The following is a 17,569-nucleotide window of genomic DNA, read 5'->3' on the forward strand; positions in this document are numbered from 1 at the left end:
ACCTCCTAATTTTCTTTGGCAATCTGCCAATTTTCTTTTATTTTCTTAACGGGCCGCTGGTAGCCGATCAGACGCATCGCATTGAGAATGACCACTAGGATACTTCCTTCATGGACCAGCATGCCGCTCGCCATATCGACGACTCCGACAATCAAGCCTAAAAAGAGGAAGGCAACGGTTGCCAATGCAATGACAATGTTTTCCCGCATGTTGCCGACTGTCTTGCGGGCTAATCCATAGGCATGCACTAATTCAGTGAAATCGGACTGCATCAGCACCACATCGGATGTTTCCAAGGCCACATCGGTCCCGCTGCCCATCGCAATCCCGATATCGGCCTGGGCTAAGGACGGACTGTCATTGATTCCATCGCCGACAAAGGCAACGGTTCTGCCTTCCGACTGCAGCTGCTTGACGAATTTCACTTTGTCGGCCGGTAGTAATTCGGCATGTACTTGGTCGATGCCGATTTGGGCGGCGACTGCTTGGGCGGTTCGTTCATTGTCCCCCGTCAGCATGACTAATTGCTTTGCTCCCAATTGTTTCAATTCTTGCAGCCGTTCAGCAACTGCGGGCCGAATCTGGTCGGAGATTCCTAATAAGGTCGTCAGCTGCCCATTTACAGCGACCAAGACGAGTGATTCGCCTTGTGTCTGCATTGTCTGCATCGTGGCCGTCTGCTGCGGCGTCATAGTGACCTGATATTGTTTCAACAGTGCTTGGTTGCCGACTAAAACTTGCTGACCGTCCACTTGGGCGGCAATTCCCAGTCCCTGATAGGTCTGTGTAGCGGTTACCTTCAGGCCGGGATTCAGCAGCTGATGATCGGCGGCATAGGCGACAATGGCACGGCCTAACGGATGATCAGAATCATTTTCCAAACGAGCCGCATACTGCAACCCAGTCGGATCGTCCTGATGAATGGTGGTGACGGTCGTCTTGCCTTGTGTCAACGTACCGGTCTTATCGAAGACAAATGTATCGACGTTCCGTAAAGTGGTCATCACGGCGCCGCCTTTGACGAGCACGCCGTGTTTGGCCCCATTGCCGATTCCGGCCACGTTGGAAACTGGTGCGCCGATAACGAGTGCGCCAGGGCAGCCTAATACCAGCACTGTGATTGCCAGCCGCAAGTTCTGAGTGACCAATCCGACCAGCAAGGCGATGACCAAAACGGCCGGTGTATAGTACTGGGCAAACTTGTCAATCAGTTTTTCGGCATGCGATTTTGTGTCCTGGGCATCTTCAACCAATTCGACAATCTTGGCAAAAGTCGTATCGTCGCCCACTTTGGTTGCTTTAATATGCAGCGTCCCGTTTTCGAGAATGGTCCCGGCATAAACGTCAGCGCCATTTTCTTTGGCAACCAACCGGCTTTCACCAGTGATGCTGGCTTCGTTGAGGTCGCCCCGTCCTGTCAGAATCTCGCCATCGACTGGAATCTGAGCACCCGTTTTAACGAGCAGTTCCTGATTGGGCACCACATCATCGACGTCAATTTCAGCTGTCTGGCCATCTGGCTGAACGACTAAAGCCGTTGTCGGCGCCATGTCCGCCAAGGTCTGAATAGACTGACGTGTTTTGGCCAGCGTTTTCTGTTCGAGAAAATCGCCAAACAGGAATAAGAAAGTGACAAACGCCGCTTCATCATATTCGCCGATGATAAACGCCCCGATGACCGCCACACTGACCAAGAGCTCAATGCTGATAATCTTCATTCGTAAGGCCGACCAGGCTCGCAATAAAATCGGCACACCGGCAATGATTGCTGCGATGATGTAAAAGCCCTGCTGCAAAAATGTCTGTCCCAGCCAGTGACTCGCTAAGCCCAAGGCAACGAGTGCCGCTGCAATGGCTGTAATCGGTTTGATTTTCTGTTGAATCCATTGTTCAAATGCCATCCGTGATTCCTCCTACGTCCTTAATGAATAAATTCAGTATACGGAGGGAACGCCGAAAAAAAATTGACGCAGATCAAGTTTTGAACGATTTTTAAAAAATTGTTTTTGAACTTTCACATTTTTTCAACTATATTATTGTAGGGATAGAAAAGGAGGAACCAACTTGCAGGTCCAAAAAATTGAAGTCATCGCAAATGAAACAGGGGGTAATCACCGCACTGAGAAACTCTTGCCTGGTATTCTGGCGCAATTACAGGCCACCTTTGGCGACTATTCATTACATAAAACGGAATATCATGGTCATGCGGAAAAACTAGCTGCGGCGTTGTGCCAGGAAAACAGCGACCAGCCCCAAACGGCATGGGTGCTGCTTGTCATTGGCGGCGATGGGACTTTGCATGAGGTTATCAATGGTTTACAGAAAAATGGCGGCCGGAAAGTTGCCGTTGGGTATATTCCCACTGGTACCGGTGATGATTTTGCCCGTGCCGCCGGAATTTCCGAACAGCCGAAAAAGGCGATTGCCCAAATCGCCGCTGCCAGCCAGCCGACTGCACTGGATATCGGTGTCATTACCATGCGTCACGGCGAAAAACATTATTTCGTCAATAATATCGGCATCGGCCTTGATGCTTTGATTGTCCACCTCACCAACCATTCTTCCAGCAAAATGGTGCTCAATAAATTTCATTTGGGCAACCTATCCTATCCATTGAATGCCATCAGCGCCTATCAGATTCAGGAACCCTATCCGATTCGAATCAAAAACGCTCAGGGCGCCCATTATCAATTTGAGCGCACCTTTTTGATGACCGTCACCAACCATCCTTATTTCGGCGGCGGCATTCCAATCGCTCCACCGGCCGATCTGCAGGACCATTCGCTATACCTAGTCTTAGTCGAAAAGCCAAAATTGCGGGGCCTGCCGAGTCTTGTTTACAAAATTCTCAGCAGCCATTCGATGGATACGCCCGCAATCTTCCATTTAAAAGACACCGCCTTTTCCTTGAACGTTGCTAGCAAACAGCACATTCAGATCGACGGTGAAGAAGGCTATAGTCCCATCATCACCCGTCTCTCGTTATCGAGCCAGCCGTTTTTAATTTAGTATGTCCTGATTATAAGAATACGAAAAAGGGCCCTGACTAATGTCAGGGCCCTTTGTGTTTTACGCCGCTGTTTTGCGTAATTGATATTGATCCCAGATATTCAATAATCCGGCCACAAACAGGATGAGCAATGAAATCAGCATAATGTTATGCAAACCGTTATGCAGAATAATCCGCATTTGTGGAATCCAGCGCTGCGGCAGTAGATGCACACTAGCAGCATCGCTCAGTTTGTTCATCATTTTCAAAGTAATGTGTCCGTGCGACGTCCGCACCCCTTTGAACAGCGCTTGGTTAAGGATGATGCCTAAAATCGATGCCATAAACGTCTGGCTCAGCATCCGAATCAAAAAACTGAATGATGTGGTAATCGGCACATCCTGCAGTTCGGCGTCCTGCTGCACTTTGATTTGCAAAACGTTGAAACACATCCCGGTTCCGAAGCCTTCGAAGGCACCGGCCACCAGCAGAATCCAATAAGGAGCGGTCACGCCGGCCCAAGTCATTATGATAAAGGCAATAATCAAGGTAACGATTCCAATTGCAACCACGCTTTGTGCTTTGATATGTAACCGTAGTGACGCAACTGATTCGGAGCCGAAGAAGTTGGTCAGCGAACCAGGAATCTGGGTCGCACCCCCAATGATCGCCGTTGTTCCCAGCAAGCCTTGCGCCCACATGGGGATATAAATGTTGAACCCGACAAATGCCCCCCAAATCAAGGCAAATAAAATAAAGTCGATCATCAGCGGATGATTTTTAAACAGCCGGCTGGGAATAATCGGATCCGTCGCCCGACCTTCGACAACCAGCATTGCTGCCAATAAGCCGAACGCAACCGCCAGCAGCAAAATGACAAAGATGGTTGCAATCGTGCCAATCATTTCAATTGCCATCAGCAGGCAGACCAAGCCGGAAGCCATCAAAGTTGCTCCCAGATAATCGACGGGACTGCCCTTCTTGGCCGATTTCGGCACTTTGAAGAAGAACTGAACGACGATAATGGATAACAGCCCTAACGGCACATTTAAGTAGAAGACCCAGTGCCAGCTGAACGTATCGACAATCCAGCCGCCGACTAGCGGGCCGATAATGGTCGCCGTACTGTAACTCGCCGTAACAAAGCCCAGCACTTGAGTCCGTTTGTGGGGATTTTTGTACATTGTGGCATAAATAATGTACGGAATCGAGGTCATGCCGCCGTTCCCAATCCCCATGATTGTCCGAGCTACAATCAGAAAATAAATGTTCGGCGACATTCCTTCCAGAAACGCCCCAATAACGAACAAACTCGTCGCGATCTGATAGGCGCTCTTGTTGCCAATATGTTCGCCCAGTTTGCTCCATAACGGCGTTGTCACTGCCGTTCCCAATAAGAAGACCGCCACGATCCAGCCCATCAGCTGAATGCCATGCAGATCACTGATGATCGCCGGCAGCGCCGTATTGATAATCGTACTGTCGAGACCCCCCATGGCATTCGACAATAACAGTGCGCAGGTGACGATGAAAACACTCCGTTTTGACACCCTGTCTCCCTCTTTCTGTAAAATCGTTTAACTACTATGTTACTCCTTTTCAGAAAAGAACGGAATAGTGATTCAGTTGCAAGTACGAACGTTTCGGACAAATGTGATCAAAATGTGAAATTTTTGCGTTCTTTCTGTCACTTTTCGTTTTGAACGAGCTGCTTTTGCTAAACTAATCGTTAAATAAGAATCGCGATTGGGGGAATTTTCATCAAACCTAAAAAGATTTACCGAATACTGCTGGCTCTAGTCGTAATAGTGCTTGTCGGCTGGGGCGGTTATCAAGGCTATCAAACCTGGCAGACAGCGCAGATCGAAAAGAAACTGGGCGTGCTGAACACCAAGCAAATCAAGCAGAATATTACCAGCAAGTTCCGCACGACCCTCCAGAAAAAACAGGCGCCGCTCGTTAAAAAATATGCAGCCATTGCCAAGGATTCGAGATATACGTTCGCCCACATGTATACCAAGGTCAACCCTTACAAACGGTCGCCCTTATCAGCCTTGGCCATTTTCCGGACGAAAAAGGCGACCAAAATCACCATTAAGGTCTTAGGCAAAACAAATAAAACAGCAATCACCACGACTTACAAAAAATATCAAAAAGACCACCAAATCGCCATTTTAGGCTTGTATGCTGATGACGATAATCAAGTCCAAGTGACCGCTACTGCCAAGGACGGCAGCAAGCAAATGACGACGCTCCACTTACATACCGCTGCACTTCCTAAGGACCTGTCTGACATCAACATCGATGTCAAAAAGGCCGACAAATCACGAATGGAAATCGGCACTGACAAATTAGCTTTCATTGTCCGGACGACCAAAAAGCCGTTCGCCGTTGATGCCGACGGTGCCATCCGCTGGTACTCGACCGATTATTCGCAGCACGTCTTCAAGCAGCTGTCTAACGGCCACATCCTGCGGCTCGCTAAGAAGAATAATTCAGCCGACGTCTACAACGAAATGCTTGAAGAAGATTATTTAGGACGCGTTTATAAAGATTATCATTTCAACACTGAGGCAGTCGATAAAAATCTGACGACCGATGCCGAATATACTTTAATCCATCACGATGCGATCGAACTGCCGAATCACAACATTCTTGCGACAGTTTCTGATGGCACGGCCAATCTGAAGTCCCGTAAAAACAGCCAGAATCGTTACGTCGAAGATACGCTGGTTGAAATTTCGCATCAAACCGGCAAAATTGTGCGGGTCATCGATTTCAAGAAACTGCTGCCAAGTGAAATGTATTCAGCAAACACCATGCCGAAACACAGCGGTGCCAAGGATTGGATTCACATCAATTCGCTTTATTATCAGAAAAAGACCGGCGATCTGGTCGTTTCCGGCCGGCACCAGGATATCGTCATGAAGCTGAACTATCGAACCCTCAAGTTTGTCTGGATTTATTGCGGCAAGCCGCAAGCCGATTGGCCGCATCAATACCGGCGCTACCTGCTGACACCGACAAAGGGAACTAATTTTACCGGCGGCCAGCATGCAGCCATCCTGATTCCTGGAACAACTGCGAATACCGATAAATTGCTGTTGTTCAATAACAACGTTTCCTTAGCGAACGGCGATAAAAAAACCAGCAAAAAATATTCGCAGGGGGTCGCTTACTCAATCAATAACCGCAAGAAGACAATCACCCAAACGTGGCAGTACGGTCAGTCGCTGGGTGTCAAAAACTTTTCGCTGGTCATCGGCAGCGATCGGTATTTGGCCAATCAAAACCGGCTGCTCGATTTCGGCTATCTCAAAAACGGCACCGAAAGCAACATCCGTGAAGTCACTAAAAACGGCCAGCTTGTTTATAACCTCTACCTCTCCAACTTTGGTGACGGTGGTTATGTTTACCGTTCCGAACGCTTCTCGCTCTATCCGAAAAACGACGGCCATAAAGCCGATACCTATGAATGAGCAAAAAAGCCTGCGCAGATGCGCAGGTTTTTTTGCTACTTGGTTGAAACTGAAGCATCCGTTTCCTGAGCTTGATGACCAGCGGCTTTGACGGCCAAATTGATCATTGCATCCAAGGCACGGTACGGCAATTGTCTGAATAGATGCACCGCTAATTTATCAATCAAAGTAACTTGATAACGTGTCTTAGGGTGTTTAAGCGTGGTAACCTTGTAAATCAGCTGGGCAACCCGTTCCGGTGAAACGAAAATACGACTTTCGGCACCGGCTTGCGAGCTGCTCAAATTGGCAAACGCCTGGACCAGCGGCCGATAAACCGAATCTTTGGGCGTTGCCTTCAGCATGTGCTCGTTCTCAACTTGCTGCCAATTGGTGCTTGTGCCACCTGGTTCAATGATGATTACTTTGACGCCGAACGGTTTCAGTTCGAGCCGCAGTGAATCACTGTAGGTTTCCAAAGCGTGCTTGGAGGCATAGTACCAGCCCATCAGCTGCGAATACATCTGGCCGCCGATTGACGAAATATTGATGATTTGACCGGAATGCTGGAACCGCATTGTCGGCAAAACTTGATTCGTCAAATCTGAAAGGCCGAACAGATTGACATTAAACTGATTTTTCGCTTCTTGCAATGGAACATCTTCCAAAGCGCCGCCGGAACCATAACCAGCCGAATTGACCAACACATCGATTCGGCCCTGTTCATCAAGAACTGTTTGGACAAAATCTTTGTTACTTTGCGGATTGGTAACATCCAAATAGGACGTATGAATGTCTTGTTTGGCCAAATCAGCCATCTGGTCGACATGACGGGCACCCCCATATACTTCGTAGCCTTTTTGATGGAATAATTGAGCTGCTTCGAACCCCATCCCAGATGAGGCGCCGGTAATAATTGCCACTTGAGTCATTATGAAAATCTCCTTTGCTTTTTAAAATGAACATTCATTTATTTAATTGGCTGAAAAAGAACGCGTTGTTTAAACACGCAATGCATTCCAGCTCATTTGAATCGACTGCTTCAGCCATTTATCTGGCAATGCAGTCTGTGTCTGCGTAGCCGTCTGCACCAAATAAGCTAACGGCTGAAACGTGTGCGCCACTACAATCGGCAGCGGCAATGCCTGCAGCAATTGTTCAGCAACACCCCGTTGATAGAGTGCTTCCAAATAAGCACCACGCTGCTGCCCTTTTTGAAAAGCCGCCTCACTAACCAGCGACGGATTCTGCTGGACGGCCTGCATGAAGTTGGTTTCATCCGGATGGGACAGCGTTGTGTGCGCATAATTCAGCATCAGTGCTTCAAACTGCACTCGGACCGGTGCCTGGCGGTCGACTTCATGATACAAATCGCCATCAATGATATCTTTGACCTCTAAATATATCTGACTGAACATCGCCTTCTGATCGGGATAATAAATGTATAAGGTAGCGGGCGAAACGTGAGCCTGCTTTGCAATTTTGGCCATACTGAGATTTTGGATTCCCTGTTCACGTGCTAAGCGCAAAGTCGCTTGCCGAATCGCCGTCATTTTGTTTTTATCTTTCGTTCGCATGCCACTATAATAAACGATCATTCTCTTATTGTCAACGTATCTTTTCAATAAATCGCTTCCATATTATACTAGAGACATTCAAAGGAGAACACTATATGCAAATTCAATCAGAAAATTTTGCCCAGACCACTTGGTATACCCTCAGCAACGATGATGAAGTTTCAGTGACTGTCAGCACATTAGGTGCTAGTTTAGTCGCTGTGCGGACGCCCGACCAGACCGGCCGCCGTGAAAATATTCTGCTCGGCTTTACTGACCCGGACGACTATCCGCAGCATCACGACTATTTCGGAGCAACGGTCGCTCGTGTCGCCGGCCGCATCAAAAACGGCCGCTGGCATGGCATCCAGTTCGATCAAAATGATGGGGCCAATACGATGCATGGCGGCGATCATCCGTCCATCAGCTATCAGCAGTGGCAAGTCGTTGCGCAGCAGACCGATCCTGAGGCCGCAACTTTGACGCTGCAGTACCAGAGTCCCGCCGGTGAAAACGGCTTTCCAGGCCATTTGACGATTCAAACGACTTACTGTTTGAACCAGGACCATCTCACTATTACTTACGATGGCACGACCGACGCAGCGACGCTCTTCAATCCGACATGCCACGCCTACTTCAATTTGTCCGGTAACGTCAAACGAACCATCGATGAACAATTTTTACAAGTCGACGCTCAGCAAGTCGCTGCCCTTGACCATAAAGTTCCGACCGGTACCATGATGCCTGTCGCTGGAACTCCCTACGATTTTAGACAGGCCCGCCAATTAGGCCCGCAGCTGGCACAGCTAGATGGCGGTTTAGACACTCCGTATCGAGTCGACTCAGCTGCCGCCGCACCACAATTAACATTGTCCGATCCATTATCAGGCCGCAAGCTCCGCATTCACACCAGTGCCAACAGCATCGTCTTATTTTCGACGACTGGTTTCGACGCCGACTTCCAAGTCGATGGCATCCGTCCGATGACCTCCCAATTAGGGTTGGCGATTGAACCGCAAATGCTGCCCGATGCCATCCATCATCCTGACTTCGGCAGCATCGTCATCACTCCCAATCAGCCCGGCCATTATCAGAATCAGTATTGGTTTCAATAAGAGTAGCTTGAAAGGCTTCTGACAGACAGGATGCACTCGTCTGCCACCGGAACAACATTGACGCATGCCATCAAAAAAGAGCTTGTGACAAATATCTTGTTTTGTCACAAGCTCTTTGTGTTTCATGCACAAAATAGCTTAATTGCGTTCCATAAGTCTGAAAATGCCGCTTAAATTCACTTTGCTCATTTTCAACCCGACTTATGTCACAGCCTATTTTTCCTATTAAGCAGTTTGTCCAGCCGTATCCAATTTTGCGCGGTTCAAAAGAACAGAGCTGGTAACGACCGACAGCGAACTGAAGGCCATCGCTAATCCAGCTAATTCCGGACTCAGCGTTAAACCAAGCGCAAAGAAAACACCAGCGGCAATCGGAATCCCCAGCAGATTGTAGATGAACGCCCAGAATAAATTGAGCTTAATTCGGCTAAACGTCTTGCGGCTCAAAGCCAACGCTGTATCGACATCACGAAGGTCGTTTTTAACGAGCACAATGCCGCCTGAATCGATGGCAATATCCGTACCGGAGCCCATCGCAATGCCGACATCCGCCGTTGTCAAAGCTGGTGCATCGTTGATTCCGTCACCGACAAAGGCCACTTGCCCGTCCTGCTGCAGCTGAGCAACCGCTGCCGCCTTATCGCCTGGTAGCACACCGGCAATCACTTGGTCGATGCCAACTTGCTGTGCAACTGCTTCGGCCACCCGCTGATTATCGCCTGTCAGCATCACTGTCTTTAAGCCACGCCGTTTTAAACGAGTGAGCGCTTCTTTCGACGTTGCTTTAGGTGCATCCTGAATGGCAATTAAGCCGATAATCTGCTGCGCCAGCCCCACAAAGACAACCGTTTTGGCTTCATTTTGCAGCCGTTCCATTGCGGCTGTCTGCTCAGCAGTCAGCTTAAAGTCGGTCAATAATTTATCGTTTCCGACAATTGCGGTCTGCCCATTGAGCTGGCCGGTGACACCTTTCCCTTGCACAGCTTGAAAAGCAGTCACTGGACGAGGCGTCACTTGGGCCTGCTGCGCACGTGCTAAAATTGCCGTTGCTAAGGGATGTTCAGACGCTTCCTCCAAACTCGCTGCAATCTGTAAAACTCGGCGTTCATCACCGACAACATCTGTCACCTGCGGTTTGCCGACGGTGATTGTGCCGGTCTTATCGAAAACGACTGTTTTCACATCGTTGACAGCTTCAAGAACTTCACCATTTTTAATCAAGATCCCCAGCTTAGCGCCACGACCCGTTCCAACCATTAAAGCCGTCGGTATCGCCAGTCCTAAAGCACAAGGGCAGGCAATCACCACCACTGACACAGCGAAAATCAAAGCATTGGCTAAACTGGCCCCAATAAAGACATACCAGACCAGAAAGGTCACGATAGCCAGAATCAAAACGGCGGGCACGAAAATACTGGATACCCGATCGGTCAGCTTTTGAATCGGCGCATGGCTGTTCTGGGCTTTTTTGACCAGCGCAACGATTTGAGCCAGCAGTGTCTGCTGGCCGATTTTATCGGCTTTGAAGACGAATGTCCCAGTATTATTCAGCGTCGCACCAATCACGGCATCGCCGGACTGTTTCGCAACGGGCATGCTTTCACCGGTTACCATCGATTCGTCAACGGAGGAGGTCCCCTTCGTAATCACGCCATCGACTGGAATTTTCTGACCCGGCTTGACCCGAATCAAATCGCCTAACGCCACTTCTGACACTGGAATAGCGGTAAAGTGACCATCACGAAAAACTTCAGCTTCTTTTGCCTGCAGATTGACTAGTTTCTCAACCGCACTCGAAGCATTCTGCCGCATCCGTTCCTCAAAAACCTGCCCCAGCAGAACGAACGTCGTCACAAAGGCCGCACTTTCGAAGAAAACGGGCTGGCCCGTCAGCAGCGCATAAAGACTGTAGAAATAAGCAGTAGCGGTTCCAATTGCGACCAGCGTATCCATATTTGCATGGTGTTTTTTGAAGGAGGCCCAAGCACTGATAATGAACGGACGCGCCGAAACGACCATTACGATCGTCGTCAGCAACAGCTGCGTCCAATCACCGCCAGGCAGCATGATTCCAAATGGCATCAGAAGCATGCCGACCAGCATTGGCAATGAGAAAATCAGGGCAATCCAGAAACGTTTGGTAATTGTCATTTACTTGATCACCACTTTTCCATGAAACATGTCCATGCCGCACGCCCACTGGTATTCACCAGGCTTGCTGGTATCAATCTGAATGGTTTCGGTCTGATTCTGCGGTACTTCCTGATTGATGCCAAAATCACTGAAAACAACGTGATCCAGACAGCTCGACGCATCCTTGCGTGTAAAATGAAGTGTCGCTGGGATGCCCTGCTTCAGGACGACCGTTTCTGGCGAATAGCCGCCATTGATTTCAATATCAACGCTCTGAGATTGATTCGTAACGGCTGCTTGTGCAGTTTCGGTTGTATGCTGCCCGAAAAACCACCATAAAATAAAACCAATTGCGGCAACTTCAGCGAATAAAACGATCCATTTAATCATCAGACGATTCCTCCTACAAATTAAATTCAGCTTTCGTTTACATTTGTAAACTTCAGTCACAATCTTAGCATTGTTGTTTACATTTGTAAACATTTAATTTTTCGGAGCAGCAAAAAAGCAATCCTGCTTTAGGATTGCTTTTCTAATGTAACGGGCTTGTCATTCAATTGAATCGTCAGTGGCGCGCCCTTTAATAACTTGATTTGAGTGCCGTTCTGATCGACCGTGACTACTAACAAACGGCCTCTGAAATTGATATGGAACTGATAACGAGTCCATTTCTTCGGCAAGAATGGTTTGAAAGTCAGCTGATCGTTTTCAATCCGCATTCCGGCGAAACCTTGCACGATGGCCAGCCAACTGCCCGTCATCGAAGTGATGTGAAGGCCGTCGACGGTATCGTTGTTGTAGTTGTCCAAATCAAGCCGGGCCGTTCGTTCGTACATTTCAACGGCTTTGTCCTCATAATGAAGGTCGGCCGCCAAAATGGCATGAACAGATGGCGACAAACTGGATTCATGGACCGTCAGCGGTTCATAGAAATCGAAGTTGCGTTTCTTCTGTTCCGGCGTGAATTCGGTAATGAAGTACCAAATGCCTTGGAGCACATCGGCTTGTTTGATGTACGGCGAACGCAGAATATGATCCCAGGACCAGTGCTGATTGATCGGCCGCTGATCGGCAGGAATACTCGAAGCCGGCTGCAGATTCTTATCTAAAAAGCCATCCTGCTGCAAGAAGATGCCTCGTTCTTTATCTTCCGGCAATAAGAGCTTGTCGATAATGTCCTGCCACTGCTTCTTTTCATCTTCCGTCACATCAAGGTCATGCTGCTTTTCTGGGGAAACCTTGGGCAGGTTTTCCAAAGTGTACTTCAATGTCCAGCGAGCCAGCAGATTTGTATACCAATTATCGTTGATGTTGTTTTCGTATTCATTCGGCCCTGTCACCCCATGGATGACATAGTGCTGCCGATGTTCCGACCATTCGACCCGATCGGCCCAGAAACGAGAAATCGCCGTTAACACATCGATTCCTTTTTCCTTCAGATACGAGTCATCGCCGGTGTAGCGCGTGTAATTGTAAATCGCATAGGCAATCGTCCCATTGCGGTGGATTTCTTCAAAGGTAATTTCCCATTCATTATGGTTTTCGATGCCGTTGAAGGTGACCATCGGATAGAGCGCCCCCTTCAGCCCTTGCTGATGGGCATTATGAAAGGCTTCCGGCAATTGATTGTACCGATATTCTAACAGATTGCGAGCAACTTTCTGGTCGGCCAAGGAGAGATAGAACGGCAAACCGAACGCCTCAGTATCCCAATAGGTAGCACCGCCGTACTTCTCGCCGGTAAATCCCTTTGGTCCAATGTTAAGCCGTTTGTCGTCGCCATAAAAGGTCGAGAACAGTTGGAATAAATTAAACCGAATTCCTTGCTGAGCAGCGACATCGCCATCAATGACCACGTCGGATTTGTCCCAGCGTGCCTGCCAAGCATCCGCCTGTTCTTGAATAATCTGGTCATGGCTTTTGGCATCCAACTTCCGAGTCAGCTGATGCAGTCCGTTACGCAAATCGTCAAAACTGTCGTAATCACGTGAGGTCACGACAACCGCCCGTTTTTCAAAGTTCAAGCTCTGCTGTGCTGCTAAGGTCTGAACGAACGCATTCGAAACAGATTGGTCCGTTTCGGGTGCCATGCCGGCTTCCATTGTGGTGTGATGCGTAATTCCAACGCCGACCGTGAAACGGGGAACATCAAACTGGTTCGGCTTGGTTTTGGCAAACAATTCGGCTGAATCACGGTTTGTCTGTTTAGCCAAAACCTCCCAGAATTTTTCATCGTAGTTCGAATCTTCGTTGGCCACATCGGCGTCAATCGAAGAAACGAGCCGGATATCGACCGTCTGATCGGATAAATTCTGAATGTGATAGTGTAAATCGAATAATTGCTTATCCACGATGCTGACCAGGCGTTCAATCGTCACTGCGACCTTGGCACCCTTCTTTTCGACTGTGAACCGTCGTGTCAGAATTCCCCGCTTCATGTCCAGCGACAGTTCAAAATCACTGATCTGGTCTGTGGCCAGATCGACTTTTTCGTTATTAATCCATAAATTCGTTTTGTCAAAGTTGACCGCATTGATGACCTTGCCAAAATACTTCGGATAGCCGTTCTTCCACCAGCCGACAACCGTTTTATCGGGATACCAGATCCCGCCCAAATATAATCCATGGAGCGTATCACCGGAATAGTCCTCCTCGAACATGCCCCGCATGCCCATATATTCATTTCCGATGCTCGTCATGCTTTCCTGCAAACGTTTATTTTGTTTATCCAGTTTGTGGGTGACGATCTTCCATGGATCGACTTCAAAGATTCGTTGCATGTCGTTCCTCCCTTAAACGCCTTTTTTTGAATGCCCCGCTTTTTCGTTAAATAATGGTCATTTCTGTGTCATTATCAAAGTAGTGTGCCTTTGTCATTTCGAAGGCCATTTTGACTTTGTCGCCTGGTTCATGGTAATCACGCGAGTTGACTTCAGCGATGAAATCAGTGTCGCCGACCTTGGAATACAGCATTGTGTTCGAACCTAAGAGTTCGGAAACTTCAACCGTCGCATCAACAGTGGCATTCGGGAAGGTCTGTAAAGCAACTTCTTCGGCATGAATATCTTCCGGACGAACGCCCAAAGTCAGATTCTTGCCGTCGTAACCTTTATCGACTAAGACCTTTAACTGGCCTTCTGGAATTTTGACATGGACGCCATCACCATCAGCATAGCCATTTTCAACTTTGACGTTGAAGAAGTTTGTTGCTGGCGAACCGATAAACCCAGCCACGAATTTATTCGTCGGCTTGTTGTACAGTTCGAACGGTGTCCCGACTTGCTGAATCTTGCCGGCATTCATAATAACGATCCGATCGGCCATCGTCATCGCTTCGACCTGATCATGGGTCACATAAATGAAGTTGCGGCCTAAACGCTGATGCAACTGGGCAATTTCAGTCCGCATCTGGACACGTAATTTGGCATCCAAGTTAGACAATGGTTCATCAAGCAGGAACAGATTGGCTTCACGGACGATCGCACGTCCTAAAGCAACACGCTGCCGCTGCCCACCTGACAATGCAGCTGGTTTCCGATCGAGGTAATCCGTCAAGCCTAAAATTTCGGCGGCTTTATCGACTCGTTTCTTCGTATCGGCTTTATCATTCTTCCGAATATTCAATCCGAAGGCCATATTATCAAACACCGTCATATGCGGGTACAATGCATAGTTCTGGAAGACCATCGCAATGTCGCGGTCCTTTGGTGCCACTTTGTTCATGACCTTGCCGTCCATCTTGAAATCGCCCTTGGTAATATCTTCCAGACCGGCGATCATACGCAATGTGGTTGATTTCCCACAGCCGGATGGCCCAACGAACACGATGAATTCACCATCTTTGATGTGGAGATCAAAATCCGTGACCGCATAATCTTTTGCATCCGGATAACGTTTATAAATGTGATCTAAGTTAATTTCTACCATTTTAAAGTTCTCCTCTATTCGCTCTTAACAAGCTTTTTATTCTTCAATAGTTTAAATGTAATGACTGCCGATAAAGAGATGCTGCAAATCAGCATCAGGAATGCAAGCCGCAGGAAGCCGTTGATCAGGATCAGAACGACAAATGTCAATGTAGACAGAAGCAAGCGGAAAAGATGGGATTTCATAAATTGAATCAGATCCTGTTCCTGATGACTCCCCTTTAAATAAGCATTGGCGATGATGACCATCAAAAGGATGATGCCCCACGTGATCACAAATGAATTCAGTAGCACATTATGCTGAAAAATCTTCATCAAAAGTCCGATGCCGCCTAATAAGCTTGCAAAAATCAGATTGTTCTGCCATTGTTTCAGCGCCAGCAACCAATTTTTAAAAACGGTCGTAAAGAGTGTGCCGCTGCCCTCGATTTCCCAGCGATCGACGGCCGCAAAGACAGCTGTCAAGCTTGGCAGTGTAAACACGGCCAGCATGCCGATCAAGATCAGCCCGATCGCAAAGAACGGGATTCCAATTGGTAAGTGACTGAGCAGAATGACCGTTAAGATCATGGTAAAGTTGATCAAAAACCAGGCAACATTCGCTGTAAACAGGGACCAGACCCAATTTCCTGCTGCAATTAACGTTTGTTTTCCTTTTTTACCGTTCGTCATTCTTTGAATCTCCTTTTAACTATTTAACAGCACCATCCGTAACCCCTTTGATGATCCACTTCTGTGCGAATAAGTAGAACAGAATAACTGGGATGATCGATAAGGTGATCCCGGCCAAAGCGAGATGCCATTGCTTTGTGTATTCGCCGAAGAAGTTGAACATTTGCAGCGGAATCGTGTATTGTGCCTGTGGCAATACCAGTGATGGCAGCAGGTAATCGTTCCAGATTGCGATGATATTCAGAATCGCAACGGTCACGGTCATCGGGCTGAGCATTGGTAAAATGACCTTTGTATAAATCTGCCAACGATTAGCACCCTCGAGTTCGGCCGCTTCATCCATCGCAATCGGGATACTGGATAATGTCCCTTGATACAAGAAGATGGACAAACTGCAATCGAAGCCGACGTACATAAACATTAAGCCGTACATATTTAAGAAATGAACGCTCCCAAAGTTCGCTGTCAATGGAATCATAACGGACTGGAATGGGATCAGCATCGCTGAAATGAAGACCATCAGTAAGGCACCACTCAATTTAGAATGGTTCCGCTGCAATGCGTACGCACCCATGGAGGAGCACAGGATCAATAACAAGACACTGCAGATTGTGATGATCAATGAGTTTGTTAAGGAACTCATAAAATGCAAAGCTTTAAAGGATGCCCCGTAGTTCGCACTCGTAAATGGATTCGGCAGGGAAAGAACGGAAGCAAAGATGCCTTTCGGTGTCTTAAACGAGTTGCTGACGATCATATAGAATGGGAAGAGCCATAAAAGCCCTAACAGGATGCCAAGGATCCCGATGAAAACTGTACTTTTCTTTTTCATTACAGATCGACCTCCCGCTTCCGGTTATAAAAGACTTGAATCAATGAAATTGCAGCTACGATGATGAAGAAGATCATCGCTTTGGCTTCGGCAGCCGCAAAGTTGCCGGAGTTGTAAGCCGTGTTAACAATGTTCATCGCTAACATCTGAGTCGATTGATAAGGACCACCGTTGGTTAAGGAAAGGTTCTGATCGTAAATCTTGAACCCATTGGATAATGTCAAGAACATGCAAACGGTGAAAGCTGGTGCGATCATTGGAAATGTAATCTTTGTGAACCGCTGCCAAGCTGAAGCCCCATCAATTTCGGCTGCTTCGATAACTTCCTGTGGAATGTTTTGCAAGTAGGCAATGTAAATAATCATGATATACCCGCTCATCTGCCAAACAGTCACGATGACCAAACCCCAGAAACCAGTCTTGGCGTTGGTCAGCCAGCCATTTAACCATGACCAGTGCAATGCAGTACCTAAAGCTGTGAAACCTTGTGTGAAGATAAACTGCCAAATGAACCCTAAGATTAAACCACCGATCATGTTCGGCATGAAGAAGATGGTCCGCAGGAGATTGCTCCCCTTAAACTTTTGCGTAACAAGTAATGCTAAGCCTAACCCGATGACGTTGAGCAAGATCACAGTCACAATAACAAATGCAAGTGTGAACCAGAATGCGTTTATAAATGTCTTATCTGTAAGAAGGGCGGTGTAATTTTTAAAACCGACCATCTTAGTAAATGAGAGCCCGTCCCAATCCGTAAAGGAGTAGAGCAGACCCTCAAGCATTGGAATAAACACAACTAGTGCTAACGCAACGAGGGTAGGTGTTAAGAATAGCCAGAATGACAGACTACGATTTTTCATAAGAATACCCTCTTTAGTTTTCCAATTT

Annotated in this window: 14 protein-coding genes; 3 read left to right on the forward strand and 11 right to left on the reverse strand. The window is 47.7% G+C overall.

The features are described 5' to 3' along the window. Positions 1-5: 5 nt before the first annotated feature. On the reverse strand, positions 6-1,901 hold the full coding sequence (locus IV40_RS03360) for a heavy metal translocating P-type ATPase (protein WP_057768971.1): 1,896 nt from the start codon (positions 1,899-1,901) through the stop codon (positions 6-8). A 163-nt stretch (positions 1,902-2,064) separates the two neighbouring features. Here IV40_RS03360 and IV40_RS03365 point away from each other — a divergent pair, with 163 nt between their 5' ends. Continuing rightward, positions 2,065-3,009 (forward strand): diacylglycerol/lipid kinase family protein, encoded by a 945-nt coding sequence (locus IV40_RS03365; RefSeq protein WP_057768972.1) that lies wholly within the window; start codon positions 2,065-2,067, stop codon positions 3,007-3,009. Between the two features lie 60 nt (positions 3,010-3,069). Here IV40_RS03365 and IV40_RS03370 read toward each other — a convergent pair whose 3' ends face one another. Beyond that, a complete protein-coding gene (locus IV40_RS03370) occupies positions 3,070-4,539 on the reverse strand; it encodes an MFS transporter (protein ID WP_236698018.1) in 1,470 nt (489 codons plus the stop codon). A gap of 258 nt (positions 4,540-4,797) precedes the next feature. Between IV40_RS03370 and IV40_RS03375 the strand changes: the two genes are divergently transcribed. Beyond that, a complete protein-coding gene (locus IV40_RS03375) occupies positions 4,798-6,468 on the forward strand; it encodes an aryl-sulfate sulfotransferase (RefSeq protein WP_057768973.1) in 1,671 nt (556 codons plus the stop codon). 35 nt (positions 6,469-6,503) lie between these two features. On the opposite strand, the gene IV40_RS03380 is transcribed toward IV40_RS03375, so the two are convergent. Beyond that, positions 6,504-7,379 carry an oxidoreductase gene (locus tag IV40_RS03380; protein ID WP_082617883.1) on the reverse strand — a complete coding sequence of 292 codons (876 nt, stop codon included), beginning with the start codon at positions 7,377-7,379 and terminating at the stop codon, positions 6,504-6,506. Positions 7,380-7,448: 69 nt separating this feature from the next. Further along, a complete protein-coding gene (locus tag IV40_RS03385; RefSeq protein ID WP_057768974.1) occupies positions 7,449-8,045 on the reverse strand; it encodes a TetR/AcrR family transcriptional regulator in 597 nt (198 codons plus the stop codon). Positions 8,046-8,119: 74 nt separating this feature from the next. Here IV40_RS03385 and IV40_RS03390 point away from each other — a divergent pair, with 74 nt between their 5' ends. Beyond that, complete coding sequence (locus IV40_RS03390; RefSeq protein WP_057768975.1) at positions 8,120-9,118, forward strand: aldose epimerase family protein; 999 nt, start codon at positions 8,120-8,122, stop codon at positions 9,116-9,118. Positions 9,119-9,343: 225 nt separating this feature from the next. On the opposite strand, the gene IV40_RS03395 is transcribed toward IV40_RS03390, so the two are convergent. The 7 genes from IV40_RS03395 to IV40_RS03425 all read right to left on the reverse strand — a co-directional run bounded on the left by IV40_RS03395 (position 9,344) and on the right by IV40_RS03425 (position 17,541). Continuing rightward, a complete protein-coding gene (locus IV40_RS03395; protein WP_057768976.1) occupies positions 9,344-11,269 on the reverse strand; it encodes a copper-translocating P-type ATPase in 1,926 nt (641 codons plus the stop codon). Next, positions 11,270-11,641 (reverse strand): cupredoxin domain-containing protein, encoded by a 372-nt coding sequence (locus IV40_RS03400; RefSeq protein WP_057768977.1) that lies wholly within the window; start codon positions 11,639-11,641, stop codon positions 11,270-11,272. Between the two features lie 128 nt (positions 11,642-11,769). Beyond that, positions 11,770-14,031, reverse strand: a complete 2,262-nt coding sequence (locus tag IV40_RS03405; protein WP_057768978.1) for a glycoside hydrolase family 65 protein — start codon at positions 14,029-14,031, stop codon at positions 11,770-11,772. A gap of 46 nt (positions 14,032-14,077) precedes the next feature. Continuing rightward, positions 14,078-15,178, reverse strand: a complete 1,101-nt coding sequence (locus tag IV40_RS03410) for an ABC transporter ATP-binding protein (protein WP_057768979.1) — start codon at positions 15,176-15,178, stop codon at positions 14,078-14,080. Positions 15,179-15,192: 14 nt separating this feature from the next. Continuing rightward, positions 15,193-15,849, reverse strand: a complete 657-nt coding sequence (locus IV40_RS03415; RefSeq protein WP_057768980.1) for a hypothetical protein — start codon at positions 15,847-15,849, stop codon at positions 15,193-15,195. A 19-nt stretch (positions 15,850-15,868) separates the two neighbouring features. Beyond that, positions 15,869-16,681 (reverse strand): carbohydrate ABC transporter permease, encoded by an 813-nt coding sequence (locus IV40_RS03420; RefSeq protein WP_057768981.1) that lies wholly within the window; start codon positions 16,679-16,681, stop codon positions 15,869-15,871. After that, positions 16,681-17,541: a carbohydrate ABC transporter permease gene (locus IV40_RS03425; protein WP_057768982.1), complete on the reverse strand. Its 861-nt coding sequence runs from the start codon at positions 17,539-17,541 to the stop codon at positions 16,681-16,683. The genes IV40_RS03420 and IV40_RS03425 overlap by 1 nt, the downstream gene beginning before the upstream one ends. Positions 17,542-17,569 lie beyond the last annotated feature (28 nt).

The organism is Lactobacillus selangorensis (assembly GCF_001437205.1).
Lineage (GTDB): Bacteria > Bacillota > Bacilli > Lactobacillales > Lactobacillaceae > Paralactobacillus > Paralactobacillus selangorensis.